We start from the raw sequence: 21,641 nt of genomic DNA, 5'->3' as shown, positions 1-21,641 counted from the left end.
ATTGCGGGGTTCGCAGGCGCGGGGCTTTTTTGTATGATGTCCGACCCGTGCGCACAGGGCGCCGATTGAGGTTGAGCATGCAGGCCGTAGAAGTGAAAAACTTCCTTGAAGGGAAGCTGCCAGGAATTCAGGTAGAAGTTGAAGGCGAAGGCTGCAACTTCCAGCTGAACGTGATTAGCGATGAACTGGCGGCGTTGAGCCCGGTCAAGCGTCAGCAAAGCATCTATGCCCATTTGAACCCATGGATCGCTGATGGCAGCATCCACGCGGTCACCATGAAATTTTTCAGCCGCGCGGCCTGGGCCGAGCGCACCTGAGCCCTAGGGCGTCGAGATACTAATGGATAAATTGATTATTACCGGTGGCGCGCGTCTTGATGGCGAGATCCGCATTTCCGGCGCGAAGAACTCTGCTCTGCCAATCCTGGCCGCCACGCTGCTGTGCGATGGCCCGGTGACTGTTGGCAACCTGCCGCACCTGCACGACATCACCACGATGATCGAGCTGTTCGGGCGCATGGGTATCGAGCCGGTGATCGACGAAAAGCTCAGCGTCGAAATCGACCCGCGTACCATCAAGACCCTGATCGCCCCGTACGAGCTGGTGAAAACCATGCGTGCGTCGATTCTGGTACTGGGCCCGATGGTCGCCCGTTTTGGTGAGGCCGAAGTCGCCCTGCCTGGCGGTTGCGCCATCGGTTCGCGTCCGGTCGACCTGCACATCCGTGGCCTCGAAGCCATGGGCGCGGTGATCGACGTCGAAGGCGGCTACATCAAGGCCAAGGCGCCTGAGGGTGGCCTGCGCGGTGCGCACTTCTTCTTCGATACCGTCAGCGTGACCGGTACCGAGAACATCATGATGGCCGCTGCTCTGGCCAAGGGCCGCAGCGTGCTGCAGAACGCCGCCCGCGAACCTGAAGTGGTCGATCTGGCGAACTTCCTCAACGCCATGGGCGCCAAGGTTTCCGGTGCCGGCAGCGATACCATCACCATTGATGGCGTCGAGCGTCTGGGTTCGGCTTTCTATAAGGTCATGCCTGACCGTATCGAAACCGGCACCTACCTGGTCGCCGCTGCCGTCACCGGTGGCCGCGTCAAGGTCAAGGACACCGATCCGACCATTCTTGAAGCGGTGCTGGAAAAACTCCGTGAAGCCGGCGCAGAAATCACCTGCGGTGAAGACTGGATCGAGTTGAACATGCACGGCAAGCGTCCGAAAGCGGTCAACGTGCGCACCGCGCCGTACCCGGCTTTCCCGACCGACATGCAGGCACAGTTCATCTCGCTCAACGCCATTGCCGAAGGCACCGGTGCGGTGATCGAGACGATCTTCGAAAACCGTTTCATGCACGTGTACGAATTGCACCGCATGGGCGCCAAAATCCAGGTTGAAGGCAACACCGCCATCGTTACCGGTACCGAAAAACTCAAGGGCGCGCCAGTGATGGCCACCGACCTGCGTGCTTCGGCCAGTCTGGTGATCTCGGCGCTGGTTGCCGAAGGCGATACGCTGATCGACCGCATCTACCACATCGACCGTGGTTACGAGTGCATCGAAGAAAAACTGCAGATGCTGGGCGCCAAGATCCGTCGCGTTCCGGGCTGATTGCTGCATCGGGACACACGGACGTGTCCACTGAATTCGTTTCGAGTCGAGGGTGTGCGCACCCTCGATGTGTGTCCGGCGCCAATTACGACCGGGCATGAGTACCTTGATAAGGACTGACGTTTCCCATGTTGACCATCGCACTGTCCAAGGGCCGCATCCTCGACGATACGCTGCCGCTTCTCGCTGAAGCGGGCATCGTGCCGACCGAGAATCCGGACAAGAGCCGCAAGCTGATCATCCCCACGACCCAGGACGATGTGCGTCTGCTGATCGTGCGGGCCACCGACGTGCCGACCTATGTCGAGCATGGCGCGGCCGACCTCGGCGTCGCAGGTAAAGACGTGTTGATGGAATACACCGGCCAGGGCCTGTACGAACCGCTGGATCTGCAGATTGCCCAGTGCAAACTGATGACCGCCGGCAAGATTGGCGCCGCCGAGCCCAAGGGCCGTCTGCGCGTAGCGACCAAGTTCGTCAACGTCGCCAAGCGTTATTACGCCGAGCAGGGCCGTCAGGTCGACATCATCAAGCTGTACGGCTCGATGGAGCTGGCGCCGCTGATTGGTCTTGCCGACAAGATCATCGACGTGGTCGACACCGGCAACACCTTGCGCGCCAATGGCCTGGAACCCCAGGAACTGATTGCCACGATCAGCTCGCGTCTGGTGGTTAACAAGGCTTCGATGAAAATGCAACACGCCCGAATCCAGGCGTTGATCGACACCCTGCGCAACGCAGTGGAATCGCGACACCGCGGCTGATCTACCAGCGCGGCCCGAGGCCGCGCCGTCTATCCGCCTCATAGCCAGAATTCTCAGGTGCCCAAGCGGATCGAATGCTAGTTTCGGGCGCCTGAGTTTTTGCCAATTCCTATGAGGCTCTCGCTATGACCGCACCGACTGCAATTCGCCGACTCAACGCTGCTGACCCGGATTTTGCGCATCATCTGGATCATCTGCTGAGCTGGGAAAGTGTGTCTGACGACTCGGTCAATCAGCGCGTGCTGGACATCATCAAGGCGGTGCGCGAGCGCGGTGACGCGGCGCTGGTCGAGTTCACCCAGAAATTCGATGGCCTTGAAGTCGCCTCGATGGCTGACCTGATCCTGCCGCGCGAGCGCCTGGAACTGGCCCTGACCCGCATCACCGTGGCGCAGCGTGAAGCGCTGGAAAAAGCCGCGGCGCGGGTGCGCAGCTACCACGAAAAACAGAAGCAGGATTCCTGGAGCTACACCGAGGCCGACGGCACTGTGCTCGGCCAGAAGGTCACGCCGCTGGATCGCGCCGGACTCTATGTACCGGGCGGCAAGGCCTCGTACCCGTCCTCGGTGCTGATGAACGCGATTCCGGCGAAAGTGGCTGGCGTCACCGAAGTGGTGATGGTCGTGCCGACGCCGCGCGGTGAGATCAATGAGCTGGTGCTGGCGGCCGCGTGCATCGCCGGCGTCGACCGCGTGTTCACCATCGGCGGCGCGCAAGCCGTTGCCGCTTTGGCGTATGGCACCGAAAGCGTGCCGCAAGTCGACAAGGTGGTGGGGCCGGGCAACATTTATGTCGCCACCGCCAAACGCCACGTATTTGGTCAGGTCGGCATCGACATGATCGCCGGCCCTTCGGAAATCCTAGTGGTCTGCGACGGTCAGACCGACCCGGACTGGATCGCCATGGACCTGTTCTCCCAGGCCGAGCACGACGAAGACGCGCAAGCGATCCTGGTCAGCCCGGACGCCGAGTTCCTCGACAAGGTCGCCGCCAGCATCGACAAACTGCTGCCGACCATGGACCGCGCGACCATTATCGAGACCTCGATCAACGGCCGCGGCGCGCTGATTCAGGTCAACGACATGGCCCAGGCCATCGAAGTCGCCAACCGCATCGCTCCGGAGCACCTGGAACTGTCGGTCGCTGATCCGCAAGCCTGGCTGCCGCAGATCCGCCACGCCGGGGCGATCTTCATGGGGCGCCACACCTCCGAAGCGCTGGGTGACTACTGCGCCGGCCCGAACCACGTGCTGCCGACCTCCGGCACCGCGCGATTCTCGTCGCCGCTGGGCGTGTATGACTTCCAGAAGCGTTCATCGATCATTTTCTGCTCCGAGGCCGGTGCGTCTGAGTTGGGCAAAACCGCCTCGGTGCTGGCCCGTGGTGAATCGCTGAGCGCCCACGCGCGCAGCGCCGAATACCGCATCAAAGACCAGGACTTTCTGAAAGGGCAGGGGGAATGAGCATGAGTAAATTCTGGAGCCCGTTCGTCAAGGATCTGGTGCCGTATGTGCCGGGCGAACAGCCGAAGCTGACCCGCCTGGTCAAGCTCAACACCAACGAAAACCCGTACGGCCCGTCGCCAAAAGCCCTGGCGGCGATGCAGACCGAACTCAACGACAACCTGCGCCTGTACCCGGACCCGAACAGCGATCTGCTGAAAAATGCCGTGGCCGGTTACTACGGCGTGCAAAGCAATCAGGTGTTTCTCGGCAACGGTTCGGACGAAGTGCTGGCGCACATCTTCCACGGTCTGTTCCAGCATGATCAGCCGTTGTTGTTCCCGGACATCAGCTACAGCTTTTATCCGGTCTATTGCGGTCTGTACGGCATCCAGTTCGACGCGGTGCCGCTGAACGCGCAGTTCCAGATCGACCCGGCCGACTACTCAAAACCCAACGGCGGGATCATTTTCCCCAACCCGAACGCGCCGACCGGCTGCCTGCTGGCGCTGGAGGCAGTCGAGCAAATCCTCAAGGCCAGCCCGGATTCGGTGGTGGTGGTTGACGAGGCGTACATCGATTTTGGCGGCGAGACGGCGATCACCCTGGTAGATCGCTATCCAAACCTGCTCGTCACGCAAACCCTGTCCAAGTCGCGCTCGCTGGCTGGCCTGCGCGTCGGGCTGGCGGTCGGTCATCCGGATCTGATCGAGGCGCTGGAGCGGATCAAGAACAGCTTCAACTCTTATCCGCTGGATCGTCTGGCGAATGTCGGCGCGGCGGCGGCGTTTGAAGATCGCGAGTATTTCGACAAGACCTGTCGGCTGGTCATCGAGCACCGTGAGTGGGTGGTTGAGCAGCTGCAGGCCAAGGGCTTTGAAGTGCTGCCATCAGCGGCAAACTTCATCTTCGCCCGGCATCCGCAGCACGACGCGGCGGGGCTGGCGGCCAAACTGCGCGAGCAGGGCGTGATCGTGCGGCACTTCAAGCAGGAGCGGATTGCGCAGTTTTTGCGGATCTCGATTGGGACGCCGGAGCAGAATCAGGCGTTGATCGAAGGCCTCGGCGACCTCTAAAAGCAAAAGCCCCTCACCCTAACCCTCTCCCAAAGGGAGAGGGGACCGAATGGGGAATATTGCAGAGGTTCACCGACTTGAGCGATTTGTATTGAATCCATAATCGACTCGGATTTTCAGGTCGATGTATGACGCCAGACGCCTCGGTCGGCGCCCTCTCCCTCCGGGAGAGGGCTGGGGTGAGGGTGTGCTTTTATTCGTGATGCGGCTCGCCAAGGAAGGTCAGCGACGTGAACAACCCGCGGCTGTCCACATCCGCGCTGTCCTTCACTGGCACTTCAACCTGCGCCGCAATCACATTCAACCCTTCATTCCGCACCAATACCTGCGCGCGGCCATCCTTGTCGGTCTCGGTGCTCAGCGTGTTCGGTGCACTGCGATAGTCGCCAATCAACTTGACCCCGGCCGCCGGTTTGCCTTCGAGCAATACCCGCACCGGCAATGAGTTTCCCGGCCCAACGGTCAGCGGATCCACTTCCGGCAGGATCAACAGTTTGATCTGCTCAAGCTTCGGCAGCTTCGCGCCTGGCTGATAAATCGCCAGGCTGTATTTGAACGTTTCGGTCGCTTCGACGGCGCCCGGCACTTTGCTGCGTCCTTCGTTGACCCACTTCTTATCCGCAGTTTGCGACCACATGCCGTTGTTCAGGGCAACGGCCAGAACCGCCGGTGACTTCAACGGTTTCAAGCGGGCGTGGTCTGGCAAGCGTTCAACGCTGACCGGAATCATTTTGCCGCCCGCATCATAGGCCCAGGCACCGCTGATCTTCTGTGCTTTAAACGCGTTGTCTTCGGCGCCGTGACCGTAGACCACTTCGATGTTGCCGCGCCGTTCTTCTGTCCACAGACCGTGGGCCGATACCTGCCCGGCGAACAGGGCGGCGATCAGTGCGAAGGTTTTGCCGTATTGCATGGTGACGTCCTTTTACAGGTTGAGTGTCAGGCTGACGGTGACGTTGCGCGGCTCGCCGGGGTTGACCCAGTAGTTGCTGTAGGAGCGCTCGTAATACTTTTCGTCGAAGAGGTTGTTCAGGTTCAGGCCGACCGTGACGTTGTCGCTGGCCTTGTAATGGGCGAGCAGGTCGACGGTGTGATAAGCCGGCAATTCGAAGTCGCTGCCGGATTCGCCCGAGCGGTCGCCGACATAGGTGAACGCTGCGCCAACGTCCGAGCCGCGCAGGTGGCCATCCTGAAATTCATACACGCCGAGCAGGCTGCCACTGCGTTTGGCCACGCCGAGGATGCGGCTGCCGGTGGGGATCGTCGCGTCGCCCTTGGTGACTTCGGCATCGATGTAGGCAAACGCGCCGATGACCCGCACCGCATCGGTCATTTGCCCGGTCACTTGCAGATCGAAGCCCTGGCTGCGCGCCTTGCCCATGGCACGACTGGTGTCGGTGCCCGGGTCGAGGGCGAGGACGTTTTTCTTGTCGATGTGAAAGAAGGCGAGGGTGCTGCTCACGCGTTCGTCGAGCAATTCGTTCTTGATACCGATCTCGTAGCCGACACCTTCTTCCGGGTCGAATGATTTGCCGGCGGCGTCGAGGCCGTTGTTCGGTTTGAACGAGGTCGAGGCGTTGGCGAACAGACCGGTGCCTGGCGTCAGTTGATAGAGCAGGCCGGCGCGCTGGGTGAGAGCGTCGTGACGCTGATTGCTGGTTGCGTTGCGGCTGTGATCATCGATGTGCTGATCGAAATGTTCGAAGCGCGCGCCGATCATCCCGCGCAGCTTGTCGGTGAAAATGATCTGGTCCTGCAGATTTAGTGCATGGCTTTCGACGTGTTCGAAGAAGTCAGTGCCCGAGCGGGCGCCGGCGGGTTTTGGCTGGCCGTAGACCGGGTCATAGATGTCGATGGCGTAGGGGCCGCCAGCGAGGGTGGTGACGCGTTCGTTCTTGCGGAAGTTTTCGTACTCGGTGCCAATCAGCAACTCGTGTTGCCACGGGCCGAGGTCAAACAGGCCGCGCAGTTCCAGTTGGGTGATGCTGTCATGCCAGTGGGTGTCGCGCTCGCGATAGCGGCGGTTGACGGTGTGGCCGTCGGCGTTCAGCGCCCGCTGTTCCGAGGCGTCGCCCCAGAGTTTGCCTTCCTTGTAATGACTGGCCAGGCGCAGTTTCCAGTTATCATTGAGATGATGTTCGAGGCTGGCCTGGAGCAAATTGTTGTGGTTGTCGATGTTGCCGTCGTCGGGTTCGCCGAGAAAGGTCGAGCGCGAGACACCGCTCCATTTATTGTTCGGTGCAACGATGCCGCGATCGAAGGTCGAGCTGTGCCGGACGATCTCGCTTTCCACCAGCAGCGAAGTATCCGGGTTCAATTGCCAACTGATCGAGGGCGCAACAAACACGCGCTTGCTGTCGACGTGATCGCGAAAGCTATGGTTGTCTTCGACCGCGAGGTTGATGCGCGACAGCACATCGCCCTGCTCATCGAGTGGGGTGTTGACGTCCAGCGCGGTGCGATAGCGATCCCAGCTGCCGGCGCTGGTCTGCAGGGTCGTGAACGCTTCGGGCTGCGGCTTTTTCGTCACTATGTTCACCGTGCCGCCCGGATCACCTCGGCCATACAGGCTGGCGGCGGGCCCCTTGAGCACTTCGATACGTTCACTATTGGCGGCATCCGGCGTGCTCGGATAGCCGCGATTGGCGCTGAAGCCGTCCTTGTAGAACTCCGACGTGGTGAAGCCGCGCACGCTGTACTCGTAAAGCGTCAGGCCACCGAAGTTGTTCTGCTTCGACACGCCGCCGGCAAAATCCAGCGCCCGCTCGACGCTGCTGCTGCCCAGATCCTTGAGCACACTGGCGGGAACGACGCTGATGGCTTGCGGGATATCGCGGATCGCGGTGTCGGTTTTGGTCGCGCTGGAAGAGCGCGTGGCGCGGTAGCCTTTGACAGGGCCGGTAGCCGATTCATAGTCGGAAACGACGCTGATCGCTTCCAGCTCAACCGGCTGCGGCTCATCGGCGAAAGCGGGGTCGCAGAGCAAGCCAAGGGTCAGGCCGAGCAGCGAGGCCTTTGTGCGAGACGACATGTTATGTTGTTCCAATTGTCAGAATTGAAACAATATAACATGCCTGTTGAGAATGTCTGTTATTCGTGCCATTGGCGCGAATAAACTTTTATTCTTCTTTTTCTTTCACCGGTGCAGGAGGCGGGCGCAGACCGATTTCAGCGGTGAGCTTCAACTCTTTGCCGTTGCGCATCACCTGAATCGTCACCTTGTCAGTCGGCTTGATCCGCGCCACCTGATTCATCGAACGGCGGCCATCACCGGCCGGCTCGCCATCGATACTCAGAATCACGTCGCCCAGTTGCAGGCCTGCTTTCTGCGCCGGACCGTCACGGAAAATCCCCGCCACCACAATGCCCGGGCGCCCGGACAAGCCAAACGATTCGGCCAGTTCCTGAGTCAACGGCTGCACTTCGATGCCCAGCCAGCCACGAATCACCTGGCCGTGCTCGATGATCGACTTCATCACTTCCATCGCCAGCTTCACCGGAATCGCAAAACCGATGCCCTGCGAGCCGCCGGATTTGGAAAAGATCGCCGTGTTGATGCCGGTGAGGTTGCCGTTGGCATCCACCAGCGCGCCGCCGGAGTTGCCCGGGTTGATCGCCGCGTCGGTCTGGATGAAATCTTCGTAATTGTTCAGGCCCAATTGGTTGCGCCCGGTGGCGCTGATGATGCCCATCGTCACGGTCTGGCCGACGCCGAACGGGTTGCCGATAGCCAGCGCGACGTCACCGATGCGAATGTTGTCGGAACGGCCGACGGTGATCGCCGGCAGGTTTTTCAGATCGATCTTCAACACCGCGAGATCGGTTTCCGGGTCGCTGCCGATCACGCGGGCGAGGGTTTCACGCCCATCCTTGAGCGCCACGACAATCTGGTCGGCGCCGCTGGTCACGTGGTTGTTGGTCAGGATGTAGCCTTCCGGGCTCATGATCACCCCGGAACCGAGGCTCGACTCCATGCGCTTCTGTTTCGGCGAGTTGTCACCGAAGAAGCGCCGGAATTGCGGATCTTCGAACAGCGGATGCGCCGGTTTGTTGATGACTTTGGTGGTGTACAGATTGACCACCGACGGTGCGGCGATGGACACCGCATCGGCATACGACACCGGCCCTTGTTGCACGCTGGTGGTTTGCGGCGCCTGTTGCAGGTTGACGTCGAGGCTCGGCAGCCCGACCCACTCGGGGTAACGCTGAATAATCAGCAGAGCGATAAGCACACCGGCCAGCAGCGGCCAGCCAAAAAAACGCAGCGCCTTGAGCATTAAGCACGTCCTGGAAAAGTTGCAGGCGGGGTCAGACCGCCCATAATGTCGCGCATTATACGAGGCCGCGCGTGCCTCTGAACGGGATATTTAGGAGTCTTTCATGGCCGTTGCCCTCAGCACCCTCGTCGAAGAAGCCGACCGTTACCTGGCCAGTGCCAAAATCGCTGATTATTGCCCTAACGGTTTGCAGGTCGAAGGCCGCCCGCAAGTGATGCGCATCGTCAGCGGCGTCACCGCCAGCCAGGCGTTGCTCGATGCCGCCGTCGAGGCCGAGGCGGATCTGATCCTGGTGCATCATGGTTATTTCTGGAAGGGCGAAAACCCATGCGTTACCGGCATGAAACAGCGTCGATTAAAGACACTGCTCAAGCACGACATTAGTTTGCTCGCCTACCACTTGCCGCTGGATCTGCACCCGGATGTCGGCAATAACGTTCAGTTGGCGCGTCAGCTCGATATCACCGTCGAGGGGCCGCTGGACCCGAGTAATCCGAAAGTCGTCGGTCTGGTCGGTTCGCTGAATGAGCCGATGACGGCGCGGGATTTCGCCCGCAAGGTTCAAGAGGTGATGGGGCGTGAGCCGTTGTTGATCGAAGGCAGCGGGATGATTCGCCGGGTCGGCTGGTGCACCGGTGGTGGCCAGGGTTATATCGATCAAGGCGTTGCCGCTGGCGTCGATCTGTTCATCAGCGGTGAGGCCTCCGAGCAGACTTTTCACAGTGCGCGGGAAAACGATATCAGCTTCATTGCCGCCGGCCACCACGCCACCGAACGCTACGGTGTGCAGGCGCTGGGCGATTATCTGGCGAAACGTTTTGCCCTCGAACACATCTTCATCGATTGCCCCAACCCGATCTGAATCCACCGCTATCCATGTGGGAGCGAGCTTGCTCGCGAAGAGGCCATATCAGTCAACATCATTGTTGAATGCCAGACCGCTTTCGCGAGCAAGCTCGCTCCCACATTGGTTCTCATCGGCCGAACTGGCAGGCATATTCATATGCCCTTTCGTTCTAGTAGGCGTCCTGATTAGAAGAGGTCGCTGTGCTAGGATTCCCCGCTCGAACACGGCCCGCTGGCCGTTCATAAGAAAGCTTTCGTGAGTAGCCATGGTCGACAAACTGACGCATCTGAAACAGCTGGAGGCGGAAAGCATCCACATCATCCGCGAGGTGGCCGCCGAGTTCGACAACCCGGTGATGCTGTACTCCATCGGTAAAGACTCCGCCGTGATGCTGCACCTGGCACGCAAGGCGTTCTTCCCGGGCAAACTGCCGTTTCCGGTGATGCACGTCGACACCCGCTGGAAATTCCAGGAGATGTACAAGTTCCGCGACAAGATGGTCGAAGAACTGGGCCTGGACCTCATCACCCATATCAACCCCGATGGCGTGGCGCAGAACATCAACCCGTTCACTCACGGCAGCGCCAAGCACACCGACATCATGAAAACCGAAGGCTTGAAACAGGCACTCGACAAGCATGGTTTCGACGCAGCGTTCGGCGGTGCCCGTCGCGATGAAGAGAAGTCCCGCGCCAAAGAGCGCGTCTACTCGTTCCGCGACAGCAAGCACCGCTGGGACCCGAAAAACCAGCGCCCGGAACTCTGGAACGTCTACAACGGCAAGGTCAACAAGGGCGAATCCATTCGAGTGTTCCCATTGTCGAACTGGACCGAACTGGACATCTGGCAGTACATCTACCTCGAAGGCATCCCGATTGTGCCGCTGTACTTCGCCGCCGAGCGCGAAGTAATCGAGAAGAACGGCACGCTGATCATGATCGACGACGAGCGCATCCTCGAGCACCTGTCCGATGAGGACAAGGCGCGCATCGTCAAAAAGAAAGTGCGGTTCCGCACCCTTGGCTGCTACCCGTTGACGGGCGCGGTGGAGTCCGAGGCCGAAAGCCTCACGGACATCATTCAGGAAATGCTCCTGACGCGAACTTCCGAGCGCCAGGGCCGGGTCATCGACCACGATGGCGCAGGCTCGATGGAAGACAAAAAACGTCAAGGTTATTTCTAAGGGCAGTTGCAAGCTTCAAGCGGCAAGCTGCAAGCGAATCAAAAGCGGGTTATCGAAATGGATTTCGAGAAACTGGTGGTTTGGCAAAGAGCCAAGTCGTTGGCGGTTAGCCTTTATAAGGAAATGTCTGCATGCGGTGATATGGCTTTCAGGAGTCAGATCACCCGTTCCGGACTTTCGATTCCCAGCAATATTGCCGAGGGGATGGAACGTTTCACTGCAAAGGATAAGTGTCGATTTCTGTATATAGCCAAAGCTTCCTGCGGGGAGCTGCGCACCCAGATAATCATAGGCAGTGAAATTGGTTACATCAGAGAACCGTTGGCGGCACTTTGGATTTCAGAATCTCGCGAGCTTTCGAAAATGCTCAGCGGGTTGATCAACAAAATTTCTGACTAGCTGTACGCCGACAAGCTTGCCGCTTGAAGCTTACAGCTTGGAGCTTGAATGCAATGAGCCACGCATCTGATTTGATCAGCGAGGACATCCTCGCCTACCTGGGCCAGCACGAACGTAAAGAACTGCTGCGCTTTTTGACCTGCGGTAACGTCGATGACGGCAAGAGCACCCTGATCGGGCGCCTGCTGCACGACTCGAAGATGATCTACGAAGATCACCTCGAAGCGATCACCCGCGACTCGAAGAAAGTCGGCACTACCGGTGATGACATCGACCTGGCGCTGCTGGTCGACGGTTTGCAGGCCGAGCGTGAGCAGGGCATCACCATTGATGTCGCGTATCGCTATTTCTCCACCGCCAAACGCAAATTCATCATCGCCGACACCCCCGGCCATGAGCAGTACACCCGCAACATGGCCACTGGTGCCTCCACCTGTGACCTGGCGATCATTCTGGTCGACGCGCGTTACGGCGTGCAGACCCAGACCCGTCGCCACAGCTTCATCGCTTCCCTGCTGGGCATCAAGCATATCGTCGTCGCCATCAACAAGATGGACCTGAAAGGCTTCGACGAAGGTGTGTTCGAGTCGATCAAGGCTGACTACCTGAAGTTTGCCGAAGGCTTGAAGATGAAGCCGACCAGCATGCACTTTGTGCCGATGTCCGCTCTCAAGGGCGACAACGTGGTGAACAAGTCCGAGCGCTCGCCCTGGTACACCGGCCAGTCGCTGATGGAAATCCTCGAGACCGTGGAAGTGGCAGGCGATCGCAATTTCAGCGATCTGCGTTTCCCGGTGCAGTACGTCAATCGTCCGAACCTGAACTTCCGTGGTTTTGCCGGCACGCTGGCCAGCGGCATTTTGCACAAGGGCGACGAAGTCGTGGTGCTGCCATCGGGCAAGAGCAGCCGGGTCAAATCCATCGTCACCTTCGAAGGTGAGCTGGAGCACGCAGGTCCCGGTCAAGCGGTGACGCTGACCATGGAAGACGAGATCGACATCTCCCGTGGCGACCTGTTGGTGCATGCCGACAACGTGCCGCCGGTCACCGACAGCTTCGAAGCGATGCTGGTGTGGATGGCGGAAGAGCCGATGCTGCCGGGCAAGAAATACGACATCAAACGCGCCACCAGTTACGTGCCGGGCTCGATTGCCAGCATCGTCAACAAGGTCGACGTGAACACTCTGGAAGAAGGCCCGGCGAGCGCGTTGCAGCTCAACGAAATCGGCAAGGTGAAGATTGCGCTCGACGCGCCGATCGCCCTCGACGGTTACGACAGCAACCGCACCACCGGCGCGTTCATCGTCATTGACCGATTGACCAACGGCACCGTCGGCGCCGGCATGATCGTCGCCCAACCGGTCGCGCACGGCACCGCCACGCACCACGGCAAACTGGCCCACGTGGCTACTGAAGAACGTGCCCAGCGTTTTGGCCAGCAACCGGCCACGGTGTTGTTCAGCGGCCTGTCGGGCGCGGGCAAGAGCACCCTGGCGTATGCGGTCGAGCGCAAGCTGTTCGACATGGGCCGCGCGGTATTCGTGCTGGATGGGCAGAACCTGCGACATGACCTTAATAAAGGTCTGCCACAGGACCGCGCCGGGCGTACCGAGAACTGGCGGCGTGCCGCGCATGTGGCGCGTCAGTTCAACGAAGCGGGTTTGCTCACCCTGGCCGCGTTCGTTGCGCCGAGTGCCGAAGGTCGCGAGCAGGCCAAGGAGTTGATCGGCAAGGAGCGTTTGCTGACGGTCTATGTGCAGGCTTCGCCAACTGTTTGCGCTGAGCGTGATCCGCAAGGTCTGTACGCTGCAGGCGGCGACAACATCCCGGGCGAATCCTTCCCGTACGACGTGCCGTTGAATGCTGATCTGGTGATCGATACGCAGTCGCTGAGCCTGGAAGACAGCGTCAAGCAAGTGCTGGAGCTGCTGCGTAAGCGTGGCGCGATCTAAGCAAAAAAACAGCGGCAAGCTTTTAGTTTCAAGCTGCAAGAAAAAGCCCCCCGGTGAGTGATCATCGGCGGGCTTTTTTGTTCTTGGTGATCGTTCCCACGCTCCGCGTGGGAACGATCAATTGTGGGAGCGAGCCTGCTCGCGAAGACAGTGGATCAGCTTGCATCAATGTTGATGACCTGACGCCTTCGCGAGCAGGCTCGCTCCCACAGGGGGCTCAGTGTTTGGGCGGGTGTTCGCGGTGCAGTTGCTCCAGCAGCGCATCCTTGTCCAGCCACAGCTGATTGATCCAGCCCTGAAACTGCAAACGGTACTCGCCGTCCTGGTCGTAGTTCTTGCCGATGAAGGCCGGTGGAATTTTCAGTTCTTCAAAGTGCACCACCACATCGCGCACATTGCCACTGAGCAAGTCCCAGAACCCCGGGCGCCCGGCCGGGTAGTGGATGGTCACGTTGACGATCGATTCCAGCTGCTCGCCCATCGCATCGAGCACAAAGGCGATCCCGCCAGCCTTCGGCTTGAGCAGGTATTTGAACGGTGACTGCTGTTGCGCATGCTTGCCTTCGGTGAACCGCGTGCCTTCGACAAAGTTGAAAATGCCCACCGGGTTATTCCGAAACTTCGCACAGGTCTTGCGCGTGGTTTCCAGATCTTTGCCTTTCTTTTCCGGGTGTTTGGCCAGGTAGGCTTTGGAGTAACGCTTCATGAACGGAAAGCCCAACGCCCACCATGCCAGACCAATCACTGGCACCCAGATCAGTTCCTGTTTGAGGAAGAACTTCAGCGGCTGAATCCGGCGGTTGAGCACGTATTGCAGCACCAGAATATCGACCCAGCTCTGGTGGTTGCTGGTGATCAGGTATGAGTGCTGATAGTCCAGACCTTGCAGGCCGCTGATGTGCCAGCGGGTGCGCCGGACCAGGTTCATCCAGCCCTTGTTGTTGCTGGTCCATGCCTCGTGAGTGTGGCTCATCAGCCAGCCGGCGATGCGTTGGGTCAAGGCAAACGGCAACGCCTTGACCAGCGCCACGCAGAACAGGAACGAGCACAGCAAAATCGTATTGAGCGCCAACAGCAGCGAGGCGATCACGCCGCGCAGCGGTGCAGGGAGAAAGTCCAGCATTTACACATCCATAGGTCGGTTGGCGGCTTGAATCGCGGTGAGCGCGATGGTGTAGACGATGTCATCGACTTGCGCGCCGCGCGGCAGATCGTTCACCGGTTTGCGCAGGCCTTGCAGCATCGGCCCGAGGCTGACGCAATCGGCGCTGCGTTGCACCGCTTTGTGCGTGGTGTTGCCGGTGTTCAGGTCGGGGAACACAAACACCGTGGCGCGCCCGGCGACCTGACTGTTCGGCGCCAGTTGTCGGGCCACTTCGGCGTTGGCCGCGGCGTCATATTGCAGCGGGCCGTCGATCAGCAGCGAGTGCTGTTGCTCGTGAGCGAGGAGGGTGGCTTCGCGGACTTTCTCGACTTCTTCGCCACTGGCCGATTCGCCGCTTGAATAGCTGATCATCGCCACGCGCGGCGTGATGCCGAACGCCGCAGCCGAGTCAGCGCTCTGCAGGGCGATCTCGGCCAGTTCGCTGGCGCTTGGGTGCGGGTTCATCACGCAGTCGCCGTACACCAGCACCTCTTCCGGAAACAGCATGAAAAATACCGACGAGACCAAGGTGCAACCCGGCGCAGTCTTGATCAGTTGCAGCGCCGGGCGGATGGTGTTGGCGGTGGTGTTTATCACGCCGGATACCAACCCGTCGACCTCGTCCAGAGCAAGCATCATGGTGCCGATCACCACGGTGTCTTCCAGTTGCTGCTCGGCCATCGGCGCGTTGAGGCTCTTGGTCTTGCGCAGGGCCACCATCGGCTCGACGTAGCGCTCGCGAATCAGGTCCGGATCCAGTATCTCCAGCCCGGCAGGCAAGACGATGCCTTGTGCGCGCGCTACCGCTTCGACATCTGCGGGTTTGGCCAGCAACACGCAACGGGCAATCCCGCGTTCCTGGCAGATCGCCGCCGCTTGCACGGTGAACGGCTCGCTGCCTTCCGGCAGCACGATGCGTTTATTGGCCGCTTGCGCGCGTTGAATCAATTGATAGCGGAACACTGCTGGCGACAGACGCATCTCACGCGGCGTGCCGCACCGCTGGTGCAGCCAGTTGGCGTCGAGATGGCTGGCGACGAAATCGGTGATGATCTCGGCGCGCTCGCGGTCATCGATCGGGATTTCCTTGTTCAGGCCATTGAGCAGGTTGGCGGTGTCGTAGGAGCCGGTGCTCACCGACAACACCGGCAGACCGGCCTGCAACGCGCCACGGCACAAATCCATGATGCGCGGATCGGGCAGGGTATCGCTGGTCAGCAGCAGCCCGGCCAGCGGCACGCCGTTGATCGCCGCGAGGCTGACGGCGAGGATGATGTCGTCGCGATCGCCCGGCGTCACCACCAGCACGCCGGGCTTGAGCAGCTCGACGGTGTTGCGCATGGTCCGCGCGCAAATAATGATGTTGCTCATGCGCCGGGTCTCGTAGTCACCGGCATTGAGCACTTGCGCGCCCATCAGGTCGGCGACGTCGCGGGTACGCGGTGCGTTGAGTTCCGGTTGAAACGGGATGCAGCCGAGCAAGCGGAAATCGCCGCTGCGCAGCAACGGCGAGTGCTCTTTGAGACGAGTGGCAAAGGCCTCCATGCTCTCGTCGGTCTTGACCTTGTTGAGGATCACGCCGAGGACTTTCGGGTCTTTCGGGCCACCGAACAACTGTGCCTGCAACTCGACACGGCCGGACAGTTCGGCCAGCACTTCGTTTTCCGGCGCCGAGACCAGAATCACCTCGGCATCGAGACTCTTGGCCAGGTGCAGATTGACCCGCGCGGCATAACTGGCGCTGCGGGTCGGCACCATGCCCTCAACGACCAGCACGTCTTTGCCGACCGCCGCCTGCTGGTACAGGGTAATGATTTCTTCGAGCAGTTCGTCGAGCTGACCGTCACCGAGCATCCGCTCAACGTGCGCCAGGCCCAACGGTTGCGGCGGTTTCAGGCCATGGGTGCGCGCCACCAGCTCGGTGGAGCGCTCCGGGCCGGTGTCGCCGGGGTGCGGCTGGGCGATCGGCTTGAAAAAGCCGACTTTAAGCCCGGCGCGTTCAAGCGTACGCACCAGCCCGAGGCTGATGGAGGTCAGGCCCACGCCAAAATCGGTGGGGGCGATAAAAAAAGTTTGCATCGGAATTCTCTATGCAAGGGTGTCGGCCTATGGCTGGCCGACTAACGAAATTCAGTCGCCAAGGTTATCGCTAACCGAGCCTTGTGCGCACCAGCCACAGGCAAAAGGTTGACCTGTTTTTTCAATACGTTGCGCCGGATCGAGCACCCACGCCCGCGATTGCCACGGCGGCTGGTGGCGCAGGTGCTGAGTGTGGCCGCAGGAAAGCTCGGCGACCCAATGACCCTCGTCATCCTGATGAAAGCCTGTGATCGTTGAAACCCGTTTGTCCGGGTTGTGGTCGCTTTCACGCGATTGCTTCGCTAAACTTGGCCTTTCTTTATTCTTATGCAAAAGGTCTCGCCCCATGCTGATCGCCGCCAATAAGGCTGTCTCCATCGACTATACCCTGACCAACGACGCTGGTGAGGTCATCGACAGCTCCGCCGGCGGCGCTCCGCTGGTTTACCTGCAAGGTGCGGGCAACATCATCCCGGGCCTGGAAAAAGCTCTGGAAGGCAAGGCTGTCGGCGACGAGCTGAAAGTAGCCGTCGAGCCGGAAGACGCTTACGGCGAATACGCTGCCGAGCTGGTCAGTACCCTGAGCCGCAGCATGTTCGAAGGCGTCGACGAGCTGGAAGTCGGCATGCAGTTCCACGCCTCGGCGCCGGACGGCCAGATGCAGATCGTGACCATCCGTGATCTGGACGGCGACGACGTGACCGTAGACGGCAACCACCCGTTGGCCGGTCAGCGTCTGAACTTCCAGGTGAAGATTGTCGACATCCGTGATGCCAGCCAGGAAGAAATCGCTCATGGCCACGTCCATGGCGAAGGTGGCCATCACCACTGATTTTCTGCGCTAAGCTTCGAGTACTGGAGAGGCGCCTGCGGGCGCCTTTTTAGTCCGCGGCTGTCCTTGGTGGCCACGCCAAGTGGCTGTTTCGAGAAGAACAGAGAATCCTGGAGTTCGTCATGAGTGCTTTTCACGACCTTAAGTTGACAGCCCTGGATGGTCAGGAACTACCGCTGGCGCCGTTCAAGGGCCAAGTCGTGCTGGTGGTCAACGTCGCCTCCAAATGCGGCTTGACCCCTCAGTACGCGGCGCTGGAAAACCTTTATCAGCAATACAAAGGCAAAGGCTTCAGTGTGCTGGGCCTGCCGTGCAATCAGTTTGCCGGACAGGAACCGGGCTCGGAAAAAGAGATTCAGGATTTCTGCAGCCTCAACTATGGCGTGACGTTTCCGTTGTCGAGCAAACTCGAAGTCAACGGCCACGAGCGTCATCAGCTGTACCGTCTGCTGGCGGGCGAGGGCGCTGAATTTCCTGGCGACATCACCTGGAATTTCGAGAAGTTCCTGCTCGGCAAGGATGGCCGCGTACTGTCGCGGTTCTCGCCACGTACGGCACCGGATGATCCGACGGTGATTGCCGCGATCGAGAAAGCGCTGAGCTGATTCTGAATATCGCAGCCAACCGGCTGCGATTTTTTTGCCTGGCTTTTGACCTTTAATCATTCAGATCAATAGTGGTATCGCATTAGGCTGTAGCCGCATATTATCGCCGTCATATGAATTCATGACCTGTCGATCATTTTCGTGGAGCCTTTCGATGCCCGTTCAAGCCTTGTTCAAACCGTTTCACCTCGGTGCCCTCGAACTGCCGACCCGTGTGGTCATGGCGCCGATGACCCGCTCGTTCTCCCCCGGCGGCGTACCGAACTCCAAAGTCATCGAGTACTACCGCCGTCGTGCGGCAGCCGGGGTTGGCCTGATCATCACCGAGGGCACCACGGTCGGCCACATCGCCTCCAACGGTTATCCCAACGTGCCGCAGTTCTTCGGTGAAGCGCCATTGGCCGGCTGGAAAAAAGTCGTCGATGCGGTCCACGCCGAAGGCGGCAAGATCGTTCCGCAACTTTGGCATGTGGGCAGCGTGCGCCGCATCGGCACCGAGCCGGACGCCAGCGTGCCGGGTTATGGCCCGTCGGAAAAACTCAAGGACGGTCAGGTCGTGGTGCACGGCATGGCCAAAAAAGACATTCAGGATGTGGTCGCTGCGTTCGCCCAGGCTGCCAAAGATGCACAAAGCATCGGCATGGACGGCGTCGAGATCCACGGCGCTCACGGTTACCTCATCGACCAGTTTTTCTGGGAGGGTAGCAACCAGCGTACGGACGAGTACGGCGGTAGCCTGGCCAACCGTTCGCGTTTCGCCATCGAACTGATTCAAGCGGTGCGCGCCGCAGTCGGCGAAGGCTTCCCGATCATCTTCCGTTTTTCGCAGTGGAAGCAGCAGGATTACACCGCACGCCTGGTACAAACACCGGAGGCGCTGGCTGAGTTCCTCAAGCCGTTGTCTGACGCCGGTGTGGATATTTTCCACTGTTCGACGCGGCGTTTCTGGGAGCCGGAATTCGACGGCTCCGACCTGAATTTGGCCGGCTGGACGCGCAAGCTCACCGGCAAACCGACCATCACCGTGGGCAGTGTCGGTCTGGATGGGGAGTTTTTGCAGTTCATGGTCAACACCGACAAGATCGCGCAACCGGCCAGTCTGGAAAACCTGCTGGAGCGCCTGAACAAAGAGGAATTCGATCTGGTGGCGGTAGGCCGTGCGCTGCTGGTCGACCCGGACTGGGCGCAGAAAGTCCGCGAAGGGCGTGAGCAGGATATTTTGCCGTTCAGCCGCGAGGCGTTGATGACGCTGGTTTAAGCGGCGTCTTCACTGGCCCCTTCGCGAGCAGGCTCGCTCCCACAGGTTTTTCCGGTGTTCACAATATCTGTGTTCAATGGAGATCCCCTGTGGGAGCGAGCCTGCTCGCGAAAGCGGTAGCTGCTTCGATGGACATCTAAGGTAGTGTCTGAGCCCCAGGCACCACTTGCTCCCCCACACAAGCCCCGCGCAAATGCCCCTCGAACTGTTCGATGATTGCCGCCCAGCCTTGGCGACTGGCATGCTGCCGGGCATTCAGCCGCACACAGCGCAACCGTTCATCTTCTTCCAGCAACCACATCGCCGCCTCGCAAAACGCCTGCTCATCGCCGGGCATCGCCGACACGCCGTTGTAACCATGGCGAATGTGCTGCGCCGCCGCTGCCTGATCGTAGGCCACCACGCCCAGTCCCGAGGCCAGTGCTTCGAGCACGACATTGCCGAAGGTTTCGGTCAGGCTGGGAAACAGAAATACATCGCCTGACGCATAGTGCGCGGCCAGCGCTTCACCGCGCTGTGCCCCGCAGAAAATCGCTTCGGGCAAGTCCTTCTCCAGCGCTGCACGTTGCGGTCCGTCGCCGACGATGATCAGTTTCAGATTGCGCTGTGGATAACTGGCCCGCAATTGCTCGAAGCAGCGCTTGAGCAGACCAAGGTTTTTCTCCGGCGCGAGTCGTCCTACATAGATCACGGCAATATCGCGCTCGGATAGACCCCATTGCTCACGTAGCGCGTTCTGGCGTTTGCTGGGATGATACAGTTGGCTGTCCACGCCCCGCGACAGCAATGCCAAACGCTCGAAATGCCGCCGTTCAAGTTCCAGGCGCTGGCTGACACTGGGCACCAGAGTCAGCGCCGAGCGGTTGTGAAACCAGCGCAGATAATGCGTGAGCATCCGCGTCAGCAGGCCGAGGCCGTACTGGCTGGTGTATTGCTGAAAATTGGTGTGAAAGCCGCTGACCACCGCGATGCCCAATCGCCGTGCCGCTCGCAGCGCCGACAAACCCAGCGGACCTTCCGTGGCGATGTACAACACGTCTGGCCGCTGGCGCTTCCAGCGGCGCAGCAGCTTGTGCATCGACGACTGACCCCATTGCAACCCCGGATAGCCTGGCAACGGCCAGCCGCGGCACAACAGCAACGCTTCATCTTCACTGCGCTGCGCATCACTGGCCTGCCGTGGTCGCACCAGCTCGACCTGATGCCCGCGGGCACGCAAGCCCTCGCACAAACGGCCAAGGGTATTGGCCACGCCGTTGATTTCCGGTGGGAAGGTTTCGCTGATCAGGGTGATGTTGAGCGCTGTCGTCATGACCTCAGTGTCGGCTGAGGCCATGTCGACGTTGTGACGTTCGGATGATGGATTTGTGACGGGGGTCAGCGTTGCATCACCAGGTTCTCGGCGCCACGCTCGCGCACCCAGAACAGCGTCGCCCCAGCCACGGCGGCCGGCATCATCAGGATGTTGACCACCGGGATCAGCAGCACCAGATAGACGACCCCGCCAAAGCTCATGCTCTGCCAGCGCTTTTCTCGCAGCCAGGCGAGCATTTCGTTCCAGCCCAGTTTGTGGTTGTCCGCCGGGTAGTCGATGTACTGGATCGCCATCATCCACACGCCGAACAGCAGCCATAGCGGTGCGGCGACGATGTTGACCACTGGAATGAACGACAGGATGAACAGGCCGATCGCCCGCGGCAGGAAATAGCCGAGCTTGCGCATTTCCCGGGCGAAAGTGCGCGGGATCATTGCGATCAGTTCGCCCCAGCTGAAAGCCGGGAAGTCGTCGGTGCCGCGTACCACCACTTCGACTTTTTCAGCGAGAAAGCCGTTGAAGGGCGCGGCGATGACGTTGGCCAGCATGGTGAACGTGAAAAACACCATCAGCGCCACGAGTACCACAAACAACGGCCAGAGAATGTAGCTGAGAAAACTCAGCCACTCGGGCAACGCGGGCATCAGCGTGTCGACCCACAGGCTGAACTGATGGCCAGCCAGATAGATCAATCCGACGAACAGCACCAGGTTGATCGCCAGTGGCAGCAGCACAAACAGGCGCAGGCTGGGGCTGAGGACCAGTTTGAGGCCTTCGCGCAGGTATTGCGGGCCGGACAGAACAGGGGCGGGCATAAGGTGCTCCGAGCAAGGGAAAACGCGCCGACCTTACCGGCTTTGCCA

General features: G+C 60.1%; 20 protein-coding genes. 12 read left to right on the top strand and 8 right to left on the bottom strand.

Annotated elements, in window-relative coordinates; translation table 11 throughout:
• The first annotated feature begins 77 nt into the window (after nucleotides 1–77).
• The 5 genes from V6F91_RS21215 (at nucleotide 78) to hisC (ending at nucleotide 4,887) form a co-directional block, all read left to right on the top strand.
• Nucleotides 78–317 (top strand): BolA family protein, encoded by a 240-nt coding sequence (locus V6F91_RS21215; RefSeq protein WP_093104663.1) that lies wholly within the window; start codon nucleotides 78–80, stop codon nucleotides 315–317.
• A 22-nt stretch (nucleotides 318–339) separates the two neighbouring features.
• Nucleotides 340–1,605: a UDP-N-acetylglucosamine 1-carboxyvinyltransferase gene (gene murA, locus V6F91_RS21210; protein WP_332767877.1), complete on the top strand. Its 1,266-nt coding sequence runs from the start codon at nucleotides 340–342 to the stop codon at nucleotides 1,603–1,605.
• A gap of 128 nt (nucleotides 1,606–1,733) precedes the next feature.
• Entirely contained in the window at nucleotides 1,734–2,369 is a 636-nt protein-coding gene (gene hisG / locus V6F91_RS21205) for an ATP phosphoribosyltransferase (RefSeq protein ID WP_007967226.1), read from the top strand.
• Between the two features lie 125 nt (nucleotides 2,370–2,494).
• Entirely contained in the window at nucleotides 2,495–3,832 is a 1,338-nt protein-coding gene (gene hisD, locus V6F91_RS21200) for a histidinol dehydrogenase (RefSeq protein ID WP_090281793.1), read from the top strand.
• A gap of 2 nt (nucleotides 3,833–3,834) precedes the next feature.
• Entirely contained in the window at nucleotides 3,835–4,887 is a 1,053-nt protein-coding gene (gene hisC / locus V6F91_RS21195) for a histidinol-phosphate transaminase (RefSeq protein WP_332767873.1), read from the top strand.
• A gap of 193 nt (nucleotides 4,888–5,080) precedes the next feature.
• Here the strand turns inward: hisC and V6F91_RS21190 are convergent, their stop codons facing one another.
• The 3 genes from V6F91_RS21190 to algW all read right to left on the bottom strand — a co-directional run bounded on the left by V6F91_RS21190 (nucleotide 5,081) and on the right by algW (nucleotide 9,164).
• Nucleotides 5,081–5,800: a DUF4198 domain-containing protein gene (locus V6F91_RS21190; RefSeq protein ID WP_332767871.1), complete on the bottom strand. Its 720-nt coding sequence runs from the start codon at nucleotides 5,798–5,800 to the stop codon at nucleotides 5,081–5,083.
• A 12-nt stretch (nucleotides 5,801–5,812) separates the two neighbouring features.
• Nucleotides 5,813–7,918, bottom strand: coding sequence for a TonB-dependent siderophore receptor (locus tag V6F91_RS21185; RefSeq protein ID WP_332767869.1), 2,106 nt, complete (start codon nucleotides 7,916–7,918; stop codon nucleotides 5,813–5,815).
• Nucleotides 7,919–8,006: 88 nt separating this feature from the next.
• Nucleotides 8,007–9,164 carry a Do family serine endopeptidase AlgW gene (gene algW / locus V6F91_RS21180; protein WP_203420766.1) on the bottom strand — a complete coding sequence of 386 codons (1,158 nt, stop codon included), beginning with the start codon at nucleotides 9,162–9,164 and terminating at the stop codon, nucleotides 8,007–8,009.
• 103 nt (nucleotides 9,165–9,267) lie between these two features.
• On the opposite strand from algW, the gene V6F91_RS21175 reads away from it, so the two are divergent.
• The 4 genes from V6F91_RS21175 to cysN all read left to right on the top strand — a co-directional run bounded on the left by V6F91_RS21175 (nucleotide 9,268) and on the right by cysN (nucleotide 13,545).
• Nucleotides 9,268–10,026 (top strand): Nif3-like dinuclear metal center hexameric protein, encoded by a 759-nt coding sequence (locus V6F91_RS21175; protein ID WP_332767866.1) that lies wholly within the window; start codon nucleotides 9,268–9,270, stop codon nucleotides 10,024–10,026.
• A gap of 250 nt (nucleotides 10,027–10,276) precedes the next feature.
• Nucleotides 10,277–11,194 carry a sulfate adenylyltransferase subunit CysD gene (gene cysD, locus V6F91_RS21170; RefSeq protein WP_007912374.1) on the top strand — a complete coding sequence of 306 codons (918 nt, stop codon included), beginning with the start codon at nucleotides 10,277–10,279 and terminating at the stop codon, nucleotides 11,192–11,194.
• Nucleotides 11,195–11,251: 57 nt separating this feature from the next.
• On the top strand, nucleotides 11,252–11,593 hold the full coding sequence (locus V6F91_RS21165; RefSeq protein ID WP_332767864.1) for a four helix bundle protein: 342 nt from the start codon (nucleotides 11,252–11,254) through the stop codon (nucleotides 11,591–11,593).
• 53 nt (nucleotides 11,594–11,646) lie between these two features.
• The gene (cysN, locus tag V6F91_RS21160) at nucleotides 11,647–13,545 is read left to right on the top strand and encodes a sulfate adenylyltransferase subunit CysN (protein ID WP_332767862.1); all 1,899 of its coding nucleotides are present in this window, start codon (nucleotides 11,647–11,649) and stop codon (nucleotides 13,543–13,545) included.
• Between the two features lie 217 nt (nucleotides 13,546–13,762).
• Here the strand turns inward: cysN and V6F91_RS21155 are convergent, their stop codons facing one another.
• The 3 genes from V6F91_RS21155 to V6F91_RS21145 are packed head-to-tail and all read right to left on the bottom strand — an operon-like array spanning nucleotide 13,763 to nucleotide 17,146.
• Complete coding sequence (locus V6F91_RS21155) at nucleotides 13,763–14,668, bottom strand: acyltransferase (protein ID WP_332767859.1); 906 nt, start codon at nucleotides 14,666–14,668, stop codon at nucleotides 13,763–13,765.
• Entirely contained in the window at nucleotides 14,669–16,768 is a 2,100-nt protein-coding gene (gene pta, locus V6F91_RS21150; protein WP_332767857.1) for a phosphate acetyltransferase, read from the bottom strand.
• A gap of 51 nt (nucleotides 16,769–16,819) precedes the next feature.
• Nucleotides 16,820–17,146, bottom strand: coding sequence for a DUF3565 domain-containing protein (locus V6F91_RS21145; RefSeq protein WP_332767855.1), 327 nt, complete (start codon nucleotides 17,144–17,146; stop codon nucleotides 16,820–16,822).
• Between V6F91_RS21145 and V6F91_RS21140 the strand changes: the two genes are divergently transcribed.
• The 3 genes from V6F91_RS21140 (at nucleotide 17,115) to V6F91_RS21130 (ending at nucleotide 19,463) form a co-directional block, all read left to right on the top strand.
• On the top strand, nucleotides 17,115–17,600 hold the full coding sequence (locus V6F91_RS21140) for an FKBP-type peptidyl-prolyl cis-trans isomerase (protein WP_090281801.1): 486 nt from the start codon (nucleotides 17,115–17,117) through the stop codon (nucleotides 17,598–17,600). The two genes, V6F91_RS21145 and V6F91_RS21140, sit on opposite strands and share 32 nt — an antisense overlap.
• A 122-nt stretch (nucleotides 17,601–17,722) precedes the next feature.
• Nucleotides 17,723–18,205, top strand: a complete 483-nt coding sequence (locus V6F91_RS21135) for a glutathione peroxidase (protein WP_332767851.1) — start codon at nucleotides 17,723–17,725, stop codon at nucleotides 18,203–18,205.
• Nucleotides 18,206–18,359: 154 nt separating this feature from the next.
• Nucleotides 18,360–19,463: an NADH:flavin oxidoreductase gene (locus tag V6F91_RS21130; protein ID WP_332767849.1), complete on the top strand. Its 1,104-nt coding sequence runs from the start codon at nucleotides 18,360–18,362 to the stop codon at nucleotides 19,461–19,463.
• Between the two features lie 136 nt (nucleotides 19,464–19,599).
• Here the strand turns inward: V6F91_RS21130 and V6F91_RS21125 are convergent, their stop codons facing one another.
• Both V6F91_RS21125 and cysZ read right to left on the bottom strand, forming a co-directional pair.
• On the bottom strand, nucleotides 19,600–20,799 hold the full coding sequence (locus V6F91_RS21125) for a glycosyltransferase family 1 protein (protein WP_332767847.1): 1,200 nt from the start codon (nucleotides 20,797–20,799) through the stop codon (nucleotides 19,600–19,602).
• Nucleotides 20,800–20,840: 41 nt separating this feature from the next.
• The gene (gene cysZ / locus V6F91_RS21120) at nucleotides 20,841–21,593 is read right to left on the bottom strand and encodes a sulfate transporter CysZ (RefSeq protein ID WP_332767845.1); all 753 of its coding nucleotides are present in this window, start codon (nucleotides 21,591–21,593) and stop codon (nucleotides 20,841–20,843) included.
• Between the last annotated feature and the right edge of the window lie 48 nt (nucleotides 21,594–21,641).

It is taken from the genome of Pseudomonas koreensis (genome assembly GCF_036668835.1).
GTDB lineage: Bacteria > Pseudomonadota > Gammaproteobacteria > Pseudomonadales > Pseudomonadaceae > Aquipseudomonas > Aquipseudomonas koreensis_I.
The sequence above is the reverse complement of the archived record's forward strand: the minus strand, read 5'-3'. Positions and strand labels throughout refer to the sequence as shown.